Origin of the sequence: Methylobacterium fujisawaense (assembly GCF_039619325.1) — a bacterium.
In the GTDB taxonomy this organism is placed as follows: Bacteria; Pseudomonadota; Alphaproteobacteria; order Rhizobiales; family Beijerinckiaceae; genus Methylobacterium; species Methylobacterium fujisawaense.
In genome coordinates, this window is the sequence record NZ_CP155000.1 from 3,052,389 (window position 1) to 3,071,663 (window position 19,275).

19 protein-coding genes are annotated in these 19,275 nt (G+C 71.3%); 6 read left to right on the forward strand and 13 right to left on the reverse strand.

Features of this window, described 5'->3' with window-relative positions; genetic code table 11:
- Nucleotides 1–20: 20 nt before the first annotated feature.
- Complete coding sequence (locus ABC766_RS14535; RefSeq protein WP_345822520.1) at nucleotides 21–524, forward strand: hypothetical protein; 504 nt, start codon at nucleotides 21–23, stop codon at nucleotides 522–524.
- A 141-nt stretch (nucleotides 525–665) separates the two neighbouring features.
- Here the strand turns inward: ABC766_RS14535 and ABC766_RS14540 are convergent, their stop codons facing one another.
- Nucleotides 666–1,109: a MucR family transcriptional regulator gene (locus tag ABC766_RS14540; protein ID WP_420845336.1), complete on the reverse strand. Its 444-nt coding sequence runs from the start codon at nucleotides 1,107–1,109 to the stop codon at nucleotides 666–668.
- Between the two features lie 121 nt (nucleotides 1,110–1,230).
- Here ABC766_RS14540 and ABC766_RS14545 point away from each other — a divergent pair, with 121 nt between their 5' ends.
- Entirely contained in the window at nucleotides 1,231–2,187 is a 957-nt protein-coding gene (locus ABC766_RS14545) for a helix-turn-helix domain-containing protein (RefSeq protein ID WP_279900038.1), read from the forward strand.
- 7 nt (nucleotides 2,188–2,194) lie between these two features.
- Here ABC766_RS14545 and ABC766_RS14550 read toward each other — a convergent pair whose 3' ends face one another.
- The 3 genes from ABC766_RS14550 to ppk2 form a co-directional block, all read right to left on the reverse strand.
- Nucleotides 2,195–2,422 carry a hypothetical protein gene (locus ABC766_RS14550; protein ID WP_043357889.1) on the reverse strand — a complete coding sequence of 76 codons (228 nt, stop codon included), beginning with the start codon at nucleotides 2,420–2,422 and terminating at the stop codon, nucleotides 2,195–2,197.
- 523 nt (nucleotides 2,423–2,945) lie between these two features.
- On the reverse strand, nucleotides 2,946–3,194 hold the full coding sequence (locus ABC766_RS14555; RefSeq protein ID WP_124262955.1) for a hypothetical protein: 249 nt from the start codon (nucleotides 3,192–3,194) through the stop codon (nucleotides 2,946–2,948).
- Nucleotides 3,195–3,274: 80 nt separating this feature from the next.
- Nucleotides 3,275–4,192 (reverse strand): polyphosphate kinase 2, encoded by a 918-nt coding sequence (gene ppk2, locus ABC766_RS14560; RefSeq protein WP_043357892.1) that lies wholly within the window; start codon nucleotides 4,190–4,192, stop codon nucleotides 3,275–3,277.
- Nucleotides 4,193–4,346: 154 nt separating this feature from the next.
- Between ppk2 and ABC766_RS14565 the strand changes: the two genes are divergently transcribed.
- Both ABC766_RS14565 and ABC766_RS14570 read left to right on the forward strand, forming a co-directional pair.
- Nucleotides 4,347–4,622, forward strand: a complete 276-nt coding sequence (locus ABC766_RS14565; RefSeq protein ID WP_342143749.1) for a hypothetical protein — start codon at nucleotides 4,347–4,349, stop codon at nucleotides 4,620–4,622.
- Nucleotides 4,623–4,681: 59 nt separating this feature from the next.
- Nucleotides 4,682–5,542, forward strand: a complete 861-nt coding sequence (locus tag ABC766_RS14570) for a hypothetical protein (RefSeq protein ID WP_043357896.1) — start codon at nucleotides 4,682–4,684, stop codon at nucleotides 5,540–5,542.
- A gap of 115 nt (nucleotides 5,543–5,657) precedes the next feature.
- Here ABC766_RS14570 and ABC766_RS14575 read toward each other — a convergent pair whose 3' ends face one another.
- The 5 genes from ABC766_RS14575 to ABC766_RS14595 all read right to left on the reverse strand — a co-directional run bounded on the left by ABC766_RS14575 (nucleotide 5,658) and on the right by ABC766_RS14595 (nucleotide 10,662).
- A complete protein-coding gene (locus tag ABC766_RS14575) occupies nucleotides 5,658–6,182 on the reverse strand; it encodes a cupin domain-containing protein (RefSeq protein WP_043389080.1) in 525 nt (174 codons plus the stop codon).
- A gap of 95 nt (nucleotides 6,183–6,277) precedes the next feature.
- Complete coding sequence (locus ABC766_RS14580; RefSeq protein WP_083683655.1) at nucleotides 6,278–7,636, reverse strand: MFS transporter; 1,359 nt, start codon at nucleotides 7,634–7,636, stop codon at nucleotides 6,278–6,280.
- Nucleotides 7,637–7,680: 44 nt separating this feature from the next.
- A complete protein-coding gene (locus ABC766_RS14585; RefSeq protein WP_345822521.1) occupies nucleotides 7,681–8,595 on the reverse strand; it encodes an amidohydrolase family protein in 915 nt (304 codons plus the stop codon).
- A 4-nt stretch (nucleotides 8,596–8,599) separates the two neighbouring features.
- Nucleotides 8,600–9,835, reverse strand: coding sequence for an MFS transporter (locus ABC766_RS14590; RefSeq protein ID WP_075381203.1), 1,236 nt, complete (start codon nucleotides 9,833–9,835; stop codon nucleotides 8,600–8,602).
- An 86-nt stretch (nucleotides 9,836–9,921) separates the two neighbouring features.
- Nucleotides 9,922–10,662, reverse strand: coding sequence for a GntR family transcriptional regulator (locus ABC766_RS14595; protein WP_279900030.1), 741 nt, complete (start codon nucleotides 10,660–10,662; stop codon nucleotides 9,922–9,924).
- 140 nt (nucleotides 10,663–10,802) lie between these two features.
- On the opposite strand from ABC766_RS14595, the gene ABC766_RS14600 reads away from it, so the two are divergent.
- Nucleotides 10,803–11,048, forward strand: coding sequence for a hypothetical protein (locus tag ABC766_RS14600; protein ID WP_345822522.1), 246 nt, complete (start codon nucleotides 10,803–10,805; stop codon nucleotides 11,046–11,048).
- 364 nt (nucleotides 11,049–11,412) lie between these two features.
- Nucleotides 11,413–13,731, forward strand: coding sequence for a catalase/peroxidase HPI (gene katG / locus ABC766_RS14605; RefSeq protein ID WP_345822523.1), 2,319 nt, complete (start codon nucleotides 11,413–11,415; stop codon nucleotides 13,729–13,731).
- Between the two features lie 106 nt (nucleotides 13,732–13,837).
- Here the strand turns inward: katG and ABC766_RS14610 are convergent, their stop codons facing one another.
- The 4 genes from ABC766_RS14610 to ABC766_RS14625 form a co-directional block, all read right to left on the reverse strand.
- Nucleotides 13,838–14,992: a M20 aminoacylase family protein gene (locus tag ABC766_RS14610; RefSeq protein ID WP_345822524.1), complete on the reverse strand. Its 1,155-nt coding sequence runs from the start codon at nucleotides 14,990–14,992 to the stop codon at nucleotides 13,838–13,840.
- A gap of 78 nt (nucleotides 14,993–15,070) precedes the next feature.
- Nucleotides 15,071–16,435, reverse strand: a complete 1,365-nt coding sequence (locus tag ABC766_RS14615; RefSeq protein WP_236952765.1) for a DUF3100 domain-containing protein — start codon at nucleotides 16,433–16,435, stop codon at nucleotides 15,071–15,073.
- A gap of 335 nt (nucleotides 16,436–16,770) precedes the next feature.
- Complete coding sequence (locus ABC766_RS14620; protein WP_345822525.1) at nucleotides 16,771–18,309, reverse strand: aldehyde dehydrogenase family protein; 1,539 nt, start codon at nucleotides 18,307–18,309, stop codon at nucleotides 16,771–16,773.
- On the reverse strand, nucleotides 18,309–19,193 hold the full coding sequence (locus ABC766_RS14625) for an NAD(P)-dependent oxidoreductase (RefSeq protein ID WP_345822526.1): 885 nt from the start codon (nucleotides 19,191–19,193) through the stop codon (nucleotides 18,309–18,311). The genes ABC766_RS14620 and ABC766_RS14625 overlap by 1 nt, the downstream gene beginning before the upstream one ends.
- Between the last annotated feature and the right edge of the window lie 82 nt (nucleotides 19,194–19,275).

A 19,275-nucleotide genomic window follows, 5' to 3' on the forward strand; every position in this document is an offset into this window, starting at 1 on the left:
CCGGCCGGATCGCGGCGGCGATGAACGCGGCCTTCTGGGCAGAGCTCGACGCACGCATCGCGCGCGCGGAGCCGGCCCCGGCGACCGCCGACGGCAATCCGGCGGTCGCCGGGCCGCACCCGGTGGCGGCCTCCGGAGCGGGTCCCGAGACGCCGTCCGAGCCACCGTCGCGGCCGGATGCGGACTGGAGCCAGGTTCTGGACACGCTGTCGGCCGCGAGCATCGCGGCCCAGGAGCAGGATCAGCGCCTGCGCCAGCGATCCGCCACCTGCGAGACCCTGTCTGCGGAGTTGCAGGCGGCCCGGCAGGAAATCGAGGCGCTGCGGGCGCATCTGCAGGAGGTGCAGACCCAGGCGGCATCGCGCGTCCGCGAGGTCGAGGCGCTGGCCGACGGGCGGGTCCGGGACGCCGACGAGCGCGCCGAGGCCGCGATCGTGCGGGCGGAGTCGGCCGAGGACTGGCTCAAGCGTATCGAACAGGCCAGCCGGGATCTGCTGCCGGACGGCCGGCATGCGGCCGCCTGAAGCGCGGGACGCCGGGCCTTTCGGAAACGCCGGTCTCCCGGTGGGTCATCGGCCCCGGGAAGACCGCCCGTTGCCCGGTCAGGAGAAGCCCCTCGGCGGAATCCGACGTGGGTCGGCCTCAGCTTGGCGAAATCCGTCTGCTCAGGCGGCCCGGTCGCGGGGCACGCCCTGGGCGATCGCACGCGCCAGCGCGGCCCGGCGTTCGGCATATTCCCGGGCGACCATCGGATAGTCGCCCGGCAGGCCGAAGCGCGCGCGATAGCTCTGCGGGTCCAGCCCATGCGCCGTCAGATGGCGCTTGAGGGTCTTGTAGACGCGCCCGTCGATGAAGCTCATGATGCCGTCGGGCCGGACCGAGCCGCGGACCTGTGCCGCGCTCGGCTTGTCGAGCCGCACCTGCAGATCCGGGGCCGCCGTCACCGGCCCGCTCCCGGGATACGCCAGGGCGCTGATCGCGCTGTGGCACTGCGCAATCAGGGCCGGCAGTTCGCTCACGGGGACCCGGTTATTCGACACGTAGGCAACGACGAGCCCAGCAACCAGCTCGATATTGGATTGGGGGCTCATCGGAGTCGATGGGGACACGGGGCGGCCTCCTGAATGGGATGAAAACCTTCATAGGTTGGTCCGTCCCATTGCGCTTGCCTGGAAGCGTGCTACCGTTTTCCTGAGCGCGCACGCGGGCGCCCGAATACAAGAAGTTGCAATGAGGACTTTGTTCTCGACGGCGGATTACGCGCCAGAAGACAGTTTCCGCTTCTGGCGTGAGACGATCTTCGATCGCATTGTGCCTGTCGAACTTACGCCCACCGCCGCTCACGGATTCGCCGGCTCCCTGGAGGCCGCCGAGGTCGGACCTCTGCTCATCACCCGGGTGACGCAGAGTGCCGTCACGACCGTCGCGACCCCGGACACGATCCGGCGGCACGGCAAATACGAGACGCTGAACGTCGCGATCACGCTGAAGGGCCGCGTGTTCAGCGCGCAGGACGATCGCACGGCGATCCAAAATCCCGGCGACATCGTCGTGATGGATCGGCGGCCAGCCGTCATGGGTTCGGATGGCGACACGCAGACGCTGTTCATCGAGATGCCGCGCGCGTGCCTGGAACGGGCGCTCGGCTCGACGCGCCGCTTCACGGCCCTGACGATCGGGGCCGACCAGGTCGGCACGTCGATGGTCACGACCTTCTTCCAGGAGCTCGCCCGCACCGCCGGTCAGATGAGCCCGGACATGGCGAACCGCATGGCCTCGATCGGCGTCGATCTGGTGGTCGCCAGCATCGCGGAGCGCCTCGCCCACGAGCCCCCGAGGAACATCCAGGGGATCCTCATCTTTCAGCGCGCCTTGGCCCATATCGAGGCCAATCTGGGCGACGTGAATCTCGACCCCGCCCAGCTCGCGGCGGCGGTCGGCGTGTCGCTGCGCCACCTGCAGACGCTGTTCCGCGAGCAGGACCGCAACATCGCAGACTGGATCTGGCGGCGGCGTCTGGAGAGCGCCGCACAGCGGCTCACGGATCCCGGCTTCAGCCACCTGTCCGTGGGCGAGCTGGCCTATAGCTGCGGCTTCAGTACCCAGAGCCACTTCAGCCGACGCTTCAAGGAGAGCTACGGACTCTCACCGAGCGATTACCGGAGGGCGCCCGGGATCGCGGGCTGACGGCCGGCTATTGGGGACGGGCCCCCGCGGAGTTCGCCCGGATCCATCCCGGCGCGAGGATGTCGCCGTCCTCCGTGATGATCCACGGGCTGGCATCCTCGGCGTCGATCGCCGCGACCGCGGCGGCCAGGGCGGCCCGCAGCGTCGGGAAGCTGCGCGAGTCGGCGACCCGGGCGGGCGCGTAGCCCGGCCAGAGAGTCAGTTCGGCGGGTCTGTCGAGGTCGGTCGGCATCATGGCGTAGGCGGGTCTGGAGGGGCACGCCGCCGATGCCGCGGACGTGCAGGGGAAGCGAGCGGAGCGCGGGAGGCCTCCGGGGCCGCCCGCCGAGCGGAACGCGACGCGCGTTCAGGCGGCTTTCGGCTTCGGCCGGGGAACACGCACCTCGACGGTTTGTCCGGTCAGCGGATTCAAGATCAGCATGGCAGCACGTCTCCGGTGGAACTGCCCGTAGAACGCCGGCCGATCGCATCCGGATCGGGGCGGTCGGTGCAAGTTTGCCGATTGGGTAAACCAATCGTTCACCGTGGCGGCGGGCCGTCCATCCGCCCCGTGATCGCCCCAGGATAGATCCGGGTCGCCGCGCCGATGGAAGGCCGCGCGCATACCGCTTTAGGAGGAGGTCCGACCCGGGCGCAGATCGGGCGCAGATCGCGCGCAAGCGGGCCGACCGGGCGCCGCCGCGACGCGACCGCGCCGGCGGTGCGACGGGCCCCGCCATCCCGAGTGCGGCAGTCACGGGCCGAACGGCCCGGTTCGATCAGACCCGTTCGGGCTCCGCCAGCAGGATGGCGGCGCGGATCGCCGCCCGGCGCAGTCCGGTATCGGCCCAGGGCTGATCGATCAGCGTCCGGGCGAAGGGATGCGAGGCCACCGCCACCGCAGGGTCGATGCGGAAGCCGTCCCCGAACGCCACCGAGCCGGGCGTGGGATCGGCCAGATACGCGTCCACGACGGCCGAGACGTCGTCATCGACGATGTCGAGGGTCGTGAACAGGTCGAGGGTCATCGGGCGCTTCGCCATGGCGGCGCTATAGCGGCGTCTGCACGACAGGATCACGACTCCCGCCCCGGGCCGCGGCGCCCCGTTCAGTACGCGTCCGGCACGTACATCTCGGCGGGGACCGGACCGCGCACGTAATCCGCATGCCGCAGGCGGGCCGGCAGGTGGACCGGCGGGTGCTCCACGCTGCCGTACGGGATCTGGCCGAGCAGATGGCTGATGCAGTTCAGGCGGGCCCGGCGCTTGTCCACCGCCTCGACCACCCGCCAGGGCGCCTCGGGGATGTGGGTGCGCGCCAGCATGTCCTCCTTCGCCCGCGTGTAATCCTCCCAGCGCCGACGCGACTCGACGTCCATCGGCGACAGCTTCCACTGCTTGAGCGGATCGCGGATCCGCATCTGGAAGCGGAATTCCTGTTCCGCGTCGGTGATCGAGAACCAGTATTTGAGGAGGACGATGCCGGAGCGCACCAGCATCCGCTCGAATTCGGGCACCGAGCGGAAGAACTCCTCGACCTCCGCCTCGGTGCAGAAGCCCATCACCCGCTCGACCCCGGCGCGGTTGTACCAGGACCGGTCGAACAGCACGATCTCCCCGCCGGCCGGCAGGTGAGAGACGTAGCGCTGGAAGTACCATTGCGTCCGCTCGCGCTCGCTCGGGGCCGGCAGGGCGGCCACGCGGCAGACGCGGGGGTTGAGGCGCTGGGTGATCCGCTTGATCACGCCGCCCTTGCCGGCCGAATCGCGGCCCTCGAAGAGGACGACGACACGCAGCTTCCGATCCTGCACCCAGTCCTGGAGGCGGACCAGTTCGTGCTGCAGGCGCAGCAGTTCGCGGAAATAGACCTTGCGGTCCAGGCGCTCGGGCTGTGCGCCGTCGGCGGCGAGCCGATCGAGGCGCTCCTCCTCGAGCCCGAGTTCCACCTCCTCATCGTAGCTGTCGGCAAGGTCGCGCCGGATCGCCTCCAGGGCGGCATCCAGGGCAGCACTGTCGTCGAGCCTCATCGCGGGTCCCCCTGCGTGTCGGACGGCCGAGCTAGAGCAGCCTTCCGTGACAGGCCTGAGAAGCGATCGGTCCGCGGGCGGACGATCCGGTATCGCCCCCGTGATCGTTCCGTCATACGCTTCGGCCACGGAGCACCGCGACCGGAGACGCGTCATGGCTGGAGAAGCGACGAAGCCCCCGCCGGGGCGGGCGCCGGGCGATCTGGATCCGGCGCGGGCCGAAGGCGAGAAGGTCGGCGCCCGGATCGACGCGGCGTTCGAGAAGCTCGCCAGGAAGCTGCGCGCCCGCGCCGACAAGGCCCACGGCAAGCTCGATGCGGCGACGCCGGCCGAGAAGCGCGCGGTCCTGCTCCGCCGCTACGAACTCTACGCGGATGCGGCGGCCTATCTCGAAGAACGGCTGGTGCAACGCGGGGAGCGGTCCACGTGATCTGCACCGACCCGGCCCGGCGCGTCGCCGCCGGCCGCAGCTGACGGCGAGGCCCGACCATGTTCGACGCGACCAAGATGCTCGCCGATGCCCTCGGCGAGCACCTCGCCGTCACCTACCAGCGGACCTTCGGCAGCCGGGAGCCGCGCTATGCCGAGATCATCGAGGCCTCGGCGCGCCTGACGATCGAGCGGATCGTCGGGAGCGATGCCCTCTACCATGACGGCGATCATACGGCCCTCGTCACCCTGGTCGCCCAGGACATCCTGCGCGGCCGCTTCCTGCACGAGGGTGTCACGCCGGAGGACTGGCTGCACATGATCCTGGCCGCCCTCTACCACGACATCGGTTACGTGCGCGGCGTCTGCGCGGGCGACCGGGCCCAGGCCTTCGTCATCGACGCGCGGGGCGGGACCGTGTGCCTGCCCCGCGGGGCCTCCGATGCGGCGCTGGCGCCGTATCACGTCGAGCGCTCGAAACTCGCTGTCCAGGAGCGCTTCGGCACGCACGATCTCGTCGATGCGGGCCGGGTCATCCGGGCGATCGAGCTGACCCGCTTCCCGGTGCCGGAAGACGACGCGCATCGCGAGACCGGGACCGAGGCGGGCCTGTTGCGGGCGGCCGACCTGATCGGGCAGCTCGGCGACCCGCTTTATCCGCGCAAGTTGAATGCGCTGTTTCACGAATTCGCCGAGATCGGCGTCAACGCGGAACTCGGCTACGACAGCCCGGCCGACCTTGCCGAGCGCTATCCGTCCTTCTTCTGGGGCAAGATCGAGCCCGTGATCGGGGATGCGATCCGCTTCCTCGACCTCACGGTCGAGGGCCGGGGCTGGGTCGCCAACCTCTACGCCCATGTCTTCGCCATCGAACACGACCGCCGCCGCATGGGCCCGCATCCCGGATCGGGGCCCGTCTGAGGCCGGCGAAGCGTCCGGCGGGAAGACGCGGTGGGCCGGCCGGGCGAGGCCGCTGTCGCACTCGACGCGGCCGCCGGGGCGCGGCGTCCGGCCTATCGCCGCGGGCGCCGGTCGCTCACGGATGCCTGTGGATCGGATCGACCCAGTAGACGGTCTCGGGCGTCTCGGCGGCCTCGACATCGGGCAGGTTGACCACCACCGCCTCGTTGTCGGAGCGCACCAGCACGCAATGCAGGGGCTCGTCGGTCGAGGCGTTGATCTCCTGGTGCGGCACGAAGGGCGGCACGAAGATGAAGTCGCCGGGGCCGGCCTCGGCCACGTATTCGAGCTTGTCGCCCCAGCGCATCCGGGCCCGGCCGGAGACCACGTAGATCACGCTCTCCAGCTCGCCGTGATGGTGCACGCCGGTCTTGGCGTCGGGCTGGATCGCCACCGTGCCGGCCCAGATCTTCTGGGCGCCGACCCGGGCGGCGTTGACGGCCGCCTGCCGGAACATGCCGGGCGTCTGCGCGGTGTTGGCATCGAGCCGGTCGCCCGGGATGACCCGCACGCCGTCGTGCTTCCACCGCTCCGGGGCGCCCGGCTCGTGGGCCTCGTCGTGCGCATGCGGGTGCGTGTGATCGTCGCCGCTGTCGTGCATGTCGAATCCTCCCGCGCCATCATGGCATGGCGGCGCGGGATCGCCGAGGAGGCCGGTCGCGGGATCGACGGGCGGCCGGACGGTTCCCCGCCGCCTCAGCCCCCCGCCACCGACGGGGCCGGGCCGACGGCCGGCGGCCGCGACGGGTGCCGGCCGATCCAGAAGACCAGGGCACAGCCGATGCCCGTGAGGGCGCAGAGCGGCAGCAGGGCGACGGGGAAGCTGCCGGTCTGCTCGCGCAGCACCCCGATCAGCGAGGTGATCGCTCCGGTCCCCAGATGCGCCAGCGTGTTGATCGCCGCGATGCCGGCCGCCGTCTGGGCCGGCGGCAGCGTCTCGGTCGCCAGGGCGAAGAACGGGCCCTTGATCGCGTAATTGCCGAGCAGGACCAGCGAGAGCAGGACCAGGGTGATCCAGAGGGAGCCCGTCAGCAGGGTCAGGGCGAAGCTCAGCGAGGTCAGTGCCAGCGGCAGGGCCGTGCTCCAGATGCGCTCGCCGCTGCGGTCCGCCCGCAGGCCCCAGACGATCATGAACACCGAGGCGATGCCGAAGGGGATCATGTTCAGCAGGCCGGTCTCCAGGTTGCTGAGGCCGAACCCCTTGAGGATCTGCGGCATCCACAGTGACAGCGTGTTGCTGGTGGCCGAGCTGCCCGCGTAGATCACGGCGAGGAGCCAGACCTGACGGCTGGCGAGCACCGCCCACACCGCCGCGAGGCCGTGGGCGTGGTGGGATGAACCCGCCTCCGCGGCGCGGCGCTCGGTCTCCAGCCGGTCCGCCAGCCATCGGCGCTCCGCCGGGCTCAGGAAGGCCGCCTCGGCCGGCCGGCTCGGCAGCAGCGCCAGGGCGGCGATGCCGAGGAGGACGGCCGGGATCGCCTCCATGATCAGCAGCCACTGCCAGCCGCGCAGGGACGCGGCCCCGTCGAGGGTGAGCAGCGCCGCCGAGAGCGGCGAGCCGAAGAAGCTGGAGAGCGGGATCGCGACCATGAACATCGCCACGATCCGCGCCCGGTAGGCCTTGGGGAACCAGTAGGTCAGGTACAGGATCACGCCGGGGAAGAAGCCGGCCTCGGCCGCGCCGAGCAGGAAGCGGGCGGTGGCGAAGCTCGCCGGACCGGTGACGAAGGCCGAACCGATGCCGACGAGCCCCCAGGTGATCATGATCCGCGCGATCCAGATCCGGGCGCCGACCCGCTCCATGGCGAGGTTGCTCGGCACCTCGAACAGCACGTAGGCCACGAAGAACAGGCCGCCGCCCAGGCCGAAGGCCGCGGCGGAAAGGCCGAGGTCGCGGTTCATGGTCAGCGCCGCGAATCCGACATTCACCCGGTCGACGTAGGCGATGAAGTAGCAGAGCACGAGGAAGGGGATCAGGCGCAGGCCGACCTTCCGCATCGTTCGGCTCTCGAAGGCGGCCGCGTCCGCCCCGTGAGGCATGGTCGGTGTTGCCATGGTCCTGTCCTCGTTGAAATCCGGGCTGGCGCGCGCCGGGCGGCTCAGTGGTCGAAGCGGAAAAGGGCGGCGGGCGTCTCGCCCAGGATGATCCGGCGCTCGGCCGGGTCGGGTACCCAGGCGTCGAGGTCGCGCCGCGCTTCGGCGGGGCTGGCCTGGGTCTCGAACTGCGTGTGCGGCCAGTCGCTGCCCCAGAGCAGGCGCCGCGCACCGAAGGCACCGCGCAGGCGCTCGGCCGCCTGCAGCGCCGTCTGCCGGCCGGCCGCGCCGCTGCCGATGCGGTAGGCGCCCGAGAGCTTGACCCAGACGCGGCCGCCGCGGCCGAAGCCGAGGAGGTCGGCGAAGCCCGGATCGGCGATGCCGAGGGCGGGGTCGATCCGGCCGAAATGATCGACCACCACCGGAACGCCCGCTTCGATCAGCGGCGGCAGCAGATGCGCGAGGCGCCGCGCCTCGGCCTGGACCTCGATCTGCCAGCCGAGATCCGCCACGCGGGCGAGGTGGGCCCGCCAGACCGGACTGCCGAACTCCGGGTCCGGCCGGCCGATCAGGTTGAGGCGCAGACCGACGACGCCCTGGTCGGCGAGATCGCGCAGGGTGGCCGTCTCCGCCGCGGGGTCCAGCACCGCGATGCCGCGCAGCCGCTCCGGGGCGGATCGCAGGGCCGAGACCATGTAGCTGTTGTCGGTGCCGAGGAAGCTCGGCTGGATCAGCACGCCGCGCGCCATGCCGTTCCGGTCCAGCATGGCGCGATAATCGGCGATGCTCGCGTCGTAGGCCGGGGCGTAGCGCCGGTCCCCGACCAGGGTGAGGGTCCGGGTGAAGACGTGGGCGTGGGTATCCACCGCCGCCACGCCGTCGCGCGCGTCGAGGCCCGTCTCGGCCGCCCGGCCGCAGACGGGGAATGCGAGCGCGACGCCGCCCGCGAACAGGGTACGGCAAAACAGGCGCCGGTTCATCGGATCATCTCACGGTCTGGGGGAGCAGCGCGCCGCCGGACTGCCGATCCGGCAGGAGCGCGACGGCGAGGAGGACGAGCCCGTAGGCGCCGATGGCCGACAGTCCGATCGCCGTCCCAAGGCCGCAGATCTCGCTGAGCAGGCCGACGCCGAGGGGCAGCACCCCGGAGGCGAGACGGCCGGCATTGTAGCAGAAGCCCATCCCGGTCCCGCGCAGGCCGTCCGGGAAGAGCTCGCTGAACAGAGCGGCGAGACTCGCGGGGATCCCGGCCGTGCAGAAACCGAGCGGGGCGCCGAGAAGGAGCAGCCCCGTGCCGCCGACCGGCACCAGCAGGTAGAGGACGACCAGGGCCATGCAGCCGGCGGCGAACAACGCCACCGTCCGCCGGCGGCCGAGCCGGTCCACGAGGCCGCCCGCCACGAGGCAGCCCAGGCCGAAGGCCGCGATGATGATCGCGAGGTAGAGCCCGGTGCCCGCCACGGAGGCGCCGCGCTCAACGCTCAGATACGTGGGCAGCCACGTGAACAGGGCGTGGAAGCCCCCGTGCGCCCCCAGCCCGAGCAGTGTCCCGATCACCGTGATCCGGCGCAGGCCGGGCGAGAAGATCAGGAGCGGCCCGATGGCCGGCCGGATCGGTCCGGCGGCCGGTCGGACCGGCTCCGGGACCGAGCGGCGGAGGTAGAGGACGAGGAGCGCGGGCGCGAGGCCGCAGGCGAACAGAGCCCGCCAGGCGGTCTCCTGATCCAGGACGGAGAAGGCCGCGGTGGACAGGAGCACGGCCGCGCCCCAGCCGAGCGCCCAGCCGCCCTGGACGGCGCCCAGCGCCTTGCCGCGATGCTCGGGCCGAATGGCATCCGCCATCAGGACCGCGCCGGCCGCCCATTCGGCGCCGAAGCCGATCCCCTGTAGCGCCTTCACGATCAAGAGCTGGCCGAAGCTCTGCGCGAAGGCCGCCAGGAAGGTCGCGACCGCGAACCACAGCACCGTGATCTGGAGGGCCCGGACGCGGCCGATCCGATCCGCCATGAGGCCGCCGAGCCAGCCGCCGATCGCCGCCGTGACCAGCGTGACCGCGCCGATCAGGCCGGCCTCCGGGCGGCTGAGCCCGAAGCTCGCGACCAGGGCGGGGATGGCGAGGCTGAACATCTGCACGTCCAGGGCGTCGAGCGACCACCCGCCCAGACAGGCCCAGAAGGTGCGACGCTCGGCCGGACCGACCTCACGGTACCAGCGGAACACGGGCTTTCCTCCGCCCTCTGAAGAGGACTAGTCATTTATATGACTTAATGAGCATGGGCCCGACAGCCCGTCAAGGCGGCGGCCTTTCACCGGATGTCGATGTGGTACCGGAAGTCCTTGGCGGCGCCGCGCGTCACGCGCCACTCGATCGGGCGGGCGTCGAAGCCGAAGGCGAGGCGCGCGATCACGACGACGGGCTCGCCCTCCGCGATCCCGAGGCGCTCGGCGTCGGTCGCATCGGCGATGCCGACCGTCAGGGTCTCCTCCGCCCGGGCGACGATCTCGCCGCAGAGGCGCTCGTAGGCGGGGTAGAGGAGATCGCCGATCTCCGTCAGCGGAGTCTCGAGGAGCGGTGCGAAGCGCGCGGCCGGCAGCCAGATCTCCTCGGACAGGATCGGTCGGCCCTGCAGGAGCCGCGTCCGGATCAGGCGGATCGCCTCGCCGCCTGCGTCGGGGCCGAGGGCTTCGCGCACGGCCGCGGGCGCCGGCCGGGCCTCGCGCAGCAGGATCCGCCCTTCCGGCACGGCCTGGCTCCCATCCGGCCCTAGATGCCGGAAGAACCGGAACAAGGATCGGTCGAAGCGCGGCCGGCGGACGAAGGTGCCACGGCCCTGCTGACGCTCCACCAAGCCGTCGGCGACCAGGACATCGATCGCCTTGCGCACGGTGCCGATGGCGACGCGATGGGTCGCCGCGAGTTCCGCCTCCGTGGGAATCGGTTCGCCCGACCGCCAGACGTTGCGCGCGATCTGGAAGGCGATCGCGTCGCGCAGTCGCTGATAGAGCGGCAGACGGAGATCGGGCTGCGGCGCGGGCGTGAAGGTCATGTGTATGACTGTATGATCCTCGCGCATCGCCGCCAATGGGGCCGAGGGCAGCGGCGGTGCACAGCGTCGCAGGGCGGGACCCAGGCGCAGCGTCGCGGGTTTGAGCCCGGATGTCTAAAGACGGGCTCAGCGAGGAGCGGATGATCGAACGTCGCACGGCTCAGGAGAGCCGCCAGGGCCGGCGGGGCAGGCCGGTTCTCGTCGTGCTCGCCGTGAGTGTGGCGCTGATGATCGCCGCATGGGCCGGTCTGCTGATCTGGCAGGGCGCGGCATCGCCCCCCGATTACGTCAGCCAGAGCCAGGCCGCGGCCCGAAAGGTCGTGACCGGTTCCGAGACGGGCTCCGGCGGGGCCGCCCCGGCAGCCAGCGCGCGTCCGGCGCCCTGACGAGGAGCGGATTCACGCCAGAGGGTACGCCAAGTGGTGCGCTGACACGCCGAGACACAGATTCGCGAGGATCAGCGACCCCCGGGCGGGTATCCGTGTCGACGTGGAATCCCCGCGCGCCCTCGGCGCCTGCGGAGGCGTGTCGGATCACGGCAATGTCATCGGCACTATTGCGAGGCCGCCTGCCCCGGTCCTTGGAAGGACTTCGCTGCTCCGAACTTGATCCCGGGAGCGACTGCCTCATTTCGTCACCAGCCTCGAGCGCGACGGGGATTCCCCGGAGGTTCGAACTGCCTGCACCGCCCCGCCGCCTTCGATGCCCGAGCCTCGGGCGGCCGGCGGCTCAATGCCTAGGGGACCACTGATGAGCGAGACGATCGACAAGACGGACACCACGACGTTCCCGATGGCGGGCAAGTGTCCGTTCGGCGGCGACCGGATCGGCGGCGCCCACGGCAACCGGCCGACGCTGGAGAACTGGTATCCCCATCGCCTGCGGGTGGAAGTGCTCCACCAGAACGGGCTGGCGGCCGATCCCCTCGGGCCGGATTTCGACTACGCGGCTGAGTTCGCCAAGATCGACTTCGAGGCGCTCAAGCGCGACATCAAGCAGTTCCTGACCTCGTCGGTGGACTGGTGGCCCTCCGACTACGGCAATTACGGCCCGCAGATGATCCGCATGGCCTGGCACTCGGCCGGCACCTACCGGATCGCCGACGGGCGCGGCGGCGCCGGCACCGGCATGCAGCGCTTCGCGCCGATCTCGAGCTGGTGGGACAACGGCAACACCGACAAGTCGCGCCGCCTCCTGCAGCCGATCAAGCACAAGTACGGCAACGCCCTGTCCTGGGCCGACCTGATGGTCCTGACCGGCAATTGCGCCCTGGAGATCATGGGCCTGCCGACCTACGGGTTCGGCGGCGGGCGGCTCGACGCCTGGGAGGCGGACAACGCCACCTACTGGGGCCCCGAGGTGGTCGAGATGGGCTCGGTCTCGAGCTTCGACGACATGGTGAACCGCGACAAGCGCTGGCGCGGCAAGAACGGCGACGCCGACTACGACCTGGAGAACCCGCTCGCCGCCTCCCACCAGGCGCTCATCTACGTGAACCCCGAGGGACCCTACGCCAACGGCGATCCGCAGGGGTCGGCCAACGACATCCGGGTGACCTTCACCCGCATGGCGATGAACGACGAGGAGACCGTGGCGCTGATCGCGGGCGGCCACGCCTTCGGCAAGAGCCACGGCATGACCCCCGCCAAGGAGATCGGTCCGCCCCCCGAGATGGCGCCGATGGAGGCGATGGGCCTCGGCTGGCACAATCCGAAGGGGTCCGGCTCCGGCAAGGACACGATGACCAACGGCATCGAGGGCAGCTGGACGCCCGATCCGACCAAGTGGGACAACGCCTACCTGGAGAACCTCTTCAAGTTCGAGTGGGAACAGACCAAGAGCCCGGCCGGGGCGCTCCAGTGGACGCCGAAGGACCCCAACGCGCCGAAGACGCCGGACGCCCATGTCGCGGGTCAGATGCACCCGCTGATGATGATGACCTCGGACATCGCCCTCAAGGTCGATCCCGAGTACCGCAAGGTCTGCGAGAAGTTCCTCAACGACTTCGACGCCTTCACCCAGGCCTTCTCCAAGGCGTGGTACAAGCTCACGCACCGCGACATGGGTCCGAAGCACCGCTATCTCGGCCCGGAGGTGGTGATCGAGGACGGGCTCCTGTGGCAGGATCCGCTGCCGGAGCGTGACTACGACCTCGTCGGCGAGGCCGAGATCGCCGTGCTGAAGCAGGCGATCGCCGGGACCGGCCTGTCGGTGTCCGATCTGGCCTTCACGGCCTTCTCGGCGGCCTCGACCTATCGGGACAGCGACAAGCGCGGCGGTGCCAATGGCGGCCGACTCGCCCTCGCCCCGCAGAAGGATTGGGCCGTCAACCGCCGGGCCGCGCCGGTGATCGAGGCCCTGCGCAACGTGATGTCGACCTTCAACGGCGGGCGCAGCGACGGGAAGAAGATCTCCCTCGCGGACCTGATCGTGCTCGGCGGCTGCGTCGCCGTGGAGAAGGCGGCCCGCGATGCCGGAGTCGACACGCCGGTGCCGTTCACGCCGGGCCGGGTGGACACGACGCAGGCGCTCACGGACCTCGAGATGTTCGAGTGGCTGAAGCCGGTCGTGGACGGGTTCCGCAACTACGTCGATGACGGCTTCGGGCAGATGACCCGCAGCGTCTCGCCGGAGGAGATGTTCCTCGACAAGGCCAACCTGCTAACGCTGACGGCCCCGGAATGGACCGTCCTGACCGGCGGCCTGCGGGCGCTCAACGCCAACCACGACGGGTCGAACCGGGGCGTCCTGACCGATCGGATCGGGGTGCTGACGACCGACTTCTTCCGCAACCTGACCGACGTCGATCTGGTCTGGGAGAAGGCGGATGCGGACGGGATGACCTTCGCGCTCAAGGACCGTGCGAGCGGCCAGACGAAGTTCGAGGCGACCCGCAGCGACCTCGTCTTCGGGTCGAACGCACAGCTCCGGTCGATCGCCGACGCCTACGCGGGCAGCGACGGCCAGCGGCGCTTCGTGGCGGACTTCGTCAAGGTCTGGGACAAGGTCATGATGCTCGACCGCTTCGACGTGAAGGGTCACAAGCGCTACGCGCCGATGGCGGCCTGACACCCGCCCTCAAGATGCGCCCGCGCGGCCTGCGCGGGCGTTATTCTGGAGCCTGCGCCGCGGACAGACCGACGATGTCCGCGGCCGCGCCTTCCGTCCCGCAGCCTCAGGTCCCGAGGCTGTGTGTGGCCAGTGCAGCCCAGTAGGCCGCGCCGACCGGCAGGGCCTCGTCGTTGAAATCGTAGCCCGGATTGTGGAGCGGCAGGCTCGGCCGCGTCCCGTCGGTGCCGATCCAGGCATAGGCGCCCGGGCAGGCTTCGAGCATGTAGGCGAAATCCTCCGACGCCATGGAGGGGCCGACATCGCCGCGGCGCGCAGAGATGTCCGGGACGGTCTCGGCGGCCGCGAGGGCGGTGCCGACGGCATCGGCGGTGTTGACCGTGGCCGGGTATCCGAACCGGTACGCTACCGCCGCGCGGGCGCCGTGCGTGCCGGCGGTCCCGCCGGCGATGGCCTCGATGAGTTCCGCGACGCGCTTGCGCACCGCCTCGTCCAGGCAGCGGACCGTGCCGCGGATGACGGCGTGGTCGGGAATGACGTTGTAGGCGTCGCCGCCATGGATCTGCGTGACGCTGAGCACGACCGGCTCCGTGGGGGCGATGCGGCGGCTGACGATGGTCTGCAGGGCGAGGACGATCTCGGAGACGACCACGAGCGTGTCGGTGCCGCGCTCCGGCATGGCCGCATGGGTGCCGAATCCGGTGACCGCGATCTCGAACGTGTCGAGGGAGGCCATGATGGCGCCGACCCGGGTCGCGAAGGTCCCGAGGGGCAGGCCCGGCCAATTGTGCAGCCCGTAGACGGAGTCGCAGGGGAACAGCCGGAACAGGCCGTCCTCGACCATCGCGCGCCCGCCGCCCTCGCACTCCTCCGCGGGCTGGAAGATGAAGTGGACCGTCCCGGTCAGGTCGGTGCGGGCCGCGAGATGCCGCGCCGCGCCGAGCAGCATCGCCACGTGGCCGTCATGGCCGCAGGCATGCATCACGCCGGGCGTCCGGGAGGCGTAGGCGACGCCTGTCGCCTCCTGGATCGGCAGGGCGTCCATGTCGGCCCGCAGGCCGATGATCGGGCCGTCGCCCCGGCTCAGGGTCCCGACCACGCCCGTGCGCCCGAGCCCGGTCTTCACGGACAGGCCGCAGGCGGCCAGTTCCCGGGCGACGAGATCCGCCGTGCGGACCTCCTGGTAGGCCAGTTCGGGATGGGTGTGCAGGTCGCGCCGCCACGCGACCATCCGCTCCACGGTCTCTGCCTCGATCCCCATGTGGTCTCTCACCCATGCCAGAGGCCGCCGGAGCGCCTCGTTCCCCCTGCCTCACCCTACGCCGGACGGCGCGGCGGTTCACCCCAGCGGCGGATGCATGAAGAACTGCGCGATCAGGGCCGCGCCGAGGAACGTCCCGGCATTGGCCATGAACGAGACCACCACGATCCGCCAGCCGAGGCGGCGGAAGGCGGGCACGTCCTTGGCGACGGAGAGGCCCGCGAAGGTCAGGATCGGCGTGGCCAGGGCCAGGAAGTTGATCTTGCCGGTCAGGGCGGCGATCTCGGCGGCGTAGGGCGTGCCGGGATAGGTCAGGGCCATGCCGATGATCGAGACCCACAGGACCGCCGGCAGGCGCCGGCCGAGGAGCAGGTAGACGATCCAGCCGGCCAGCACGGTGCCGATGATGATCGCCATCCCGCCGACGACCTTCGCGTCCGGGACGACGCCGTAGGTCAGCCAGTTGCCGATGAGCCCGTAGGCACCGATCAGGATCCAGGCCAGGACGGTCTCGGCGAGGCCGATCCGCACCTCCTGATGGACCGGTGCCTCCGCCTGCGGGTCGACCGCCGCCGGGCGGGCGGCATCCGGCCGGTTGCGGCCGAGGATCGGCTCCAGCTTGCCGTAGGCCCAGATCGTGAAGGGCAACGACAGGAACAGGGTGAAGTACGTGCCGATCGTCGTGGTGACGAGGTTGCTGGCCGCCGCGAAGGTCGCGACATCCTTGGCGACCTCGGGGGTCTGCTGAGCGGCGATCGCCCCCGAGGCGGCGGCCATCATGCTGCCGGAGCCGACGCCGGCGCCCATCGCCAGGGCCAGCGGGTTGAAGACGCCCAGGCTGGCGATCAGCCCGGCCAGCAGGGCGATGAACACCGCGCCGAACACCGTGCCGGTCAGGTACTCCGCCAGCACGCCGCGGCCCTCCGGAGAATCCATGCCGTAGCGCTCGCCGATGATGGCGAGGCTCGGCTCGCGGCCGACCGAGAAGGTCGCGCCGATCGCCTCGCGCTTGATGCCGAGGAGGAGCGCCACCGGCAGGCCGAACACCATCGTCCCGAAGAAATGGCCGAATTCCTGGAAGGCGAGCGCCCAGCCCGAGGCCAGGATCTTCGGCAGCGAGCCCCCGACCAGCAGGCCGAGCTTGGCGATGAAGATCAGCAGCGCCGGCTGGAGATAGGCGCCGGCCGCGTTCTGCAGGGCGCCCGTCAGCCGCAGGGGCGCCGGGAGGCGCGGGCTCATCAGCCCCAGGGCCCCGCCGAGGAGCAGGGCCCAGAGCAGCGGCAGCAGGACGATCTTGCCGGCCCCCACCGGGATGCTGACGTTGCCGATCGCCTCGGCGATGATGACGATGACCAGGGCGAGCAGGAACAGCGTCAGCTTCCCGCCGCCGGAGACGGGCGGCGCGTCCGGCCGCGTGTTCGTCGCAAACAGTTCGCCCGCCATCGTCATCCTCCTTGGCCCCGTCGGGGCTGCCCGTTGCTCCGCCTGCCGGTCTTGATCGCCGGTCTTGTCGTTGATCTCTGCGCGGGACGACGCCGAGGGGCGTGCCTGAGCCGGACGGAGCGCGGGTCCCCTCTCCCGTGCGGGAGAGGGACAGGGTGAGGGGTGTGCGGCGTCCGAGGGAAACTCGACGGGACCGCCCATTGAGAGCGTGCCCGATCCTGAACCTTCTGCGCCCCTCACCCCAACCCTCTCCCGCACGGGAGAGGGGGTCCGTCGCGCTGTCCGAGCCCGCGTCGCTCGCCCGTCAGTCTACCGTTCCGCGGTTGGGCACAGCTCTAGCCCACGTATCCGAAGGTCACCGCCGGCGCGGCGGCGGTCTCGACCCAGACGCTCTTGGTCTGCGTGTAGGCCATCAGCGCCTCGCGGCCCGAGGAGCGGCCGAAGCCCGAGCGGCCGAAGCCGCCGAACGGCGAGGCCACGTTGATGGTCTTGTAGCCGTTGACCCACACCGTTCCGGCCCGCAAAGCCGCCGCGACCCGGTGGCCGCGGCCGCCGTCGCCGGTCCAGACCGCGCCCGCGAGGCCGTAGGGCGTGCCGTTGGCCAGCGCCACCGCCTCGTCCTCGCCGTCGAACGGCAGGACCGTGAGGACCGGGCCGAACACCTCCTCCCGGGCGATCGCCGCGTCCGGCGCGACGCCGTCCACGATGGTCGGGCCGAAATAGAAGCCGCCCGTGTCCCGCAGGGACGCGGGGCAGGAGCCGCCGGCCGCGATGGTGGCGCCGGCGCTCGCCGCGGCCTCGACCATGCCGGCGATCTTGTCGCGCTGGCGCCGGTTGTTGATCGGCCCGATCTGCGTCGCCGGGTCGGTCGGCGCCCCCACCGGGATGCGCGCGGCGGCGTGGGACAGGCGCTCCACGAAGGACGCGTGGATCGAGCGGTGCACGAGGAGCCGGGAGCCCGCCACGCAGCTCTGGCCGGCGCCGCCGAAGATCGCGGCCTGCGCGCCGATCAGCGCCCGGTCGAGGTCGGCGTCGGCGAACACGATGTTGGCCGACTTGCCGCCGAGCTCCAGCACGCTCGGCACGATGGCGCGGGCCGCCGCGGCGGCGATCTGCGCGCCGGCCTCGGCCGAGCCGACGAACACGACGAGGCGGGTGTCGGGATGGGCCACCGCGGCGGCCCCCGTGGTCGGACCGGCGCCGGCGAGCACCGAGACGAGGCCGCGGGGCATCCCCTCGGCGCGGTCGCAGAGCAGGCCCAGCGCCAGCGAGGTCAGCGGCGTCAGCTCGGAGGGCTTCAGCACCACGGCGTTGCCGGCGCAGAGGGCCGGGGCGATCTGCCAGCCGGCGGTGAAGATCGGCGCGTTCCAGGGGGTGATCTGCACCACGGTGCCGAAGGGCTCGTGACGGGTGTAGTTCAGGTGCGAACTCGGCACCGGGATGACGTCGCCGTGGAGCTTGTCGCACCAGCCGGCATAATACTCGAACATCTCGGCGACCTTGGCGACCTCGCCGCGCGTGTCGCGGATCGGCTTGCCGGCCGAGAGGGTCTCCAGCTCGGCGAGCGCCCCGGCGTGCTGCCGGACCAGGGCGGCGACCGCCCACAGGGCCCGGCCCCGGGCGGCGGCGCTCATCCCCCACCACGCGCGCTGGGCGTCGCGGGCCGCCGCCATGGCGGCATCGACCACCGACGGCCCGGCATCGGCGAAGGTCGCGAGCACACCGCCGTCCGCGGGGTTGACGAGGTCGAGGGCGGCGCCGGTCCCGGCGAGGACCTCGCCGGCCACGACGCTGCCGATGCGGCCGCCCGGCAGGAGGTCGGCCAGGAGGGCGGCGACCCGGTCGGCGGCGGGCGAGTGCGGCGTGCCGGACATCAGTGGGCTCCCTTGTGATCGCGGTAATCGGCCATGCGGGTGAAGTCGGCCGTGTCGGGGATGGCGGCCTGCGTGGCCTGCCAGATCCGCTTCACCTCGGCGGAGAGCGGCAGGTCGATCCCGCATTCGGCGGCGAGCTCCAGGGCGAGGCGCACGTCCTTGCGCATCAGGCCGGCCGAGAAGCCGCTGTCGAAGGTGCCGGACTGGACCCAGCGCGGGACCATGACCTCGCTGATCGCGCTGCGGCCGGTGGCGGTGTTGACGACCTTGACCGCCTCGTCGGCCGAGAGGCCCGCGGCCTCGGACAGGCGCAGGGCCTCGCCGGTGGTCACGAGATGGGCCGCCACCAGCAGGTTGTTGACGAGCTTGACGATGTTGCCGGCGCCCGAGGGCCCGACATGCGGCGCGCGGGCCGACATGGCCTCCAGGACCGGCCGGGCCAGGGCGTAATCCGCCTCCGCCCCGCCGACCATCATGGTCAGGGTGCCCTCGGCGGCGCCGGACGGTCCGCCGCTCACCGGCGCGTCGAGGAGGGCGTGGCCGGCCGCGGCGAGGCGCTCGGCCAGGCGCCGGGTGGTGCCGGGATCCGAGGTCGAGGTGTCGACCACGATTACCTTCCGGTCGGTCCGGGACAGGAGGCCGCCCTCCGCGGTGACCACCGCCTCCACGTCCCGCGCCAGCGGCAGCGAGAAGACCAGGGCGTCGGCCGCTTGCAGGACCTCGTTGAGGGTGTTGAGGGTGGTCACGCCGGCGGCCTCCGCGGCCGGGCGCCGGGCCGGGCTGAGGTCGTAGCCCAGGACCGTGAAGCCCTTGCGGGCCAGGGTCGCGGCCATGCCCAGACCCATATTGCCGAGCCCGACGACCCCTACCGTTGCGATGGTCATGCCGATCCGTCCTCACGATGCGGCACTATCGTTCCGGCAATCGAGCGTTGCGACAACAACCGATTTCTGCACGATGCGTGCG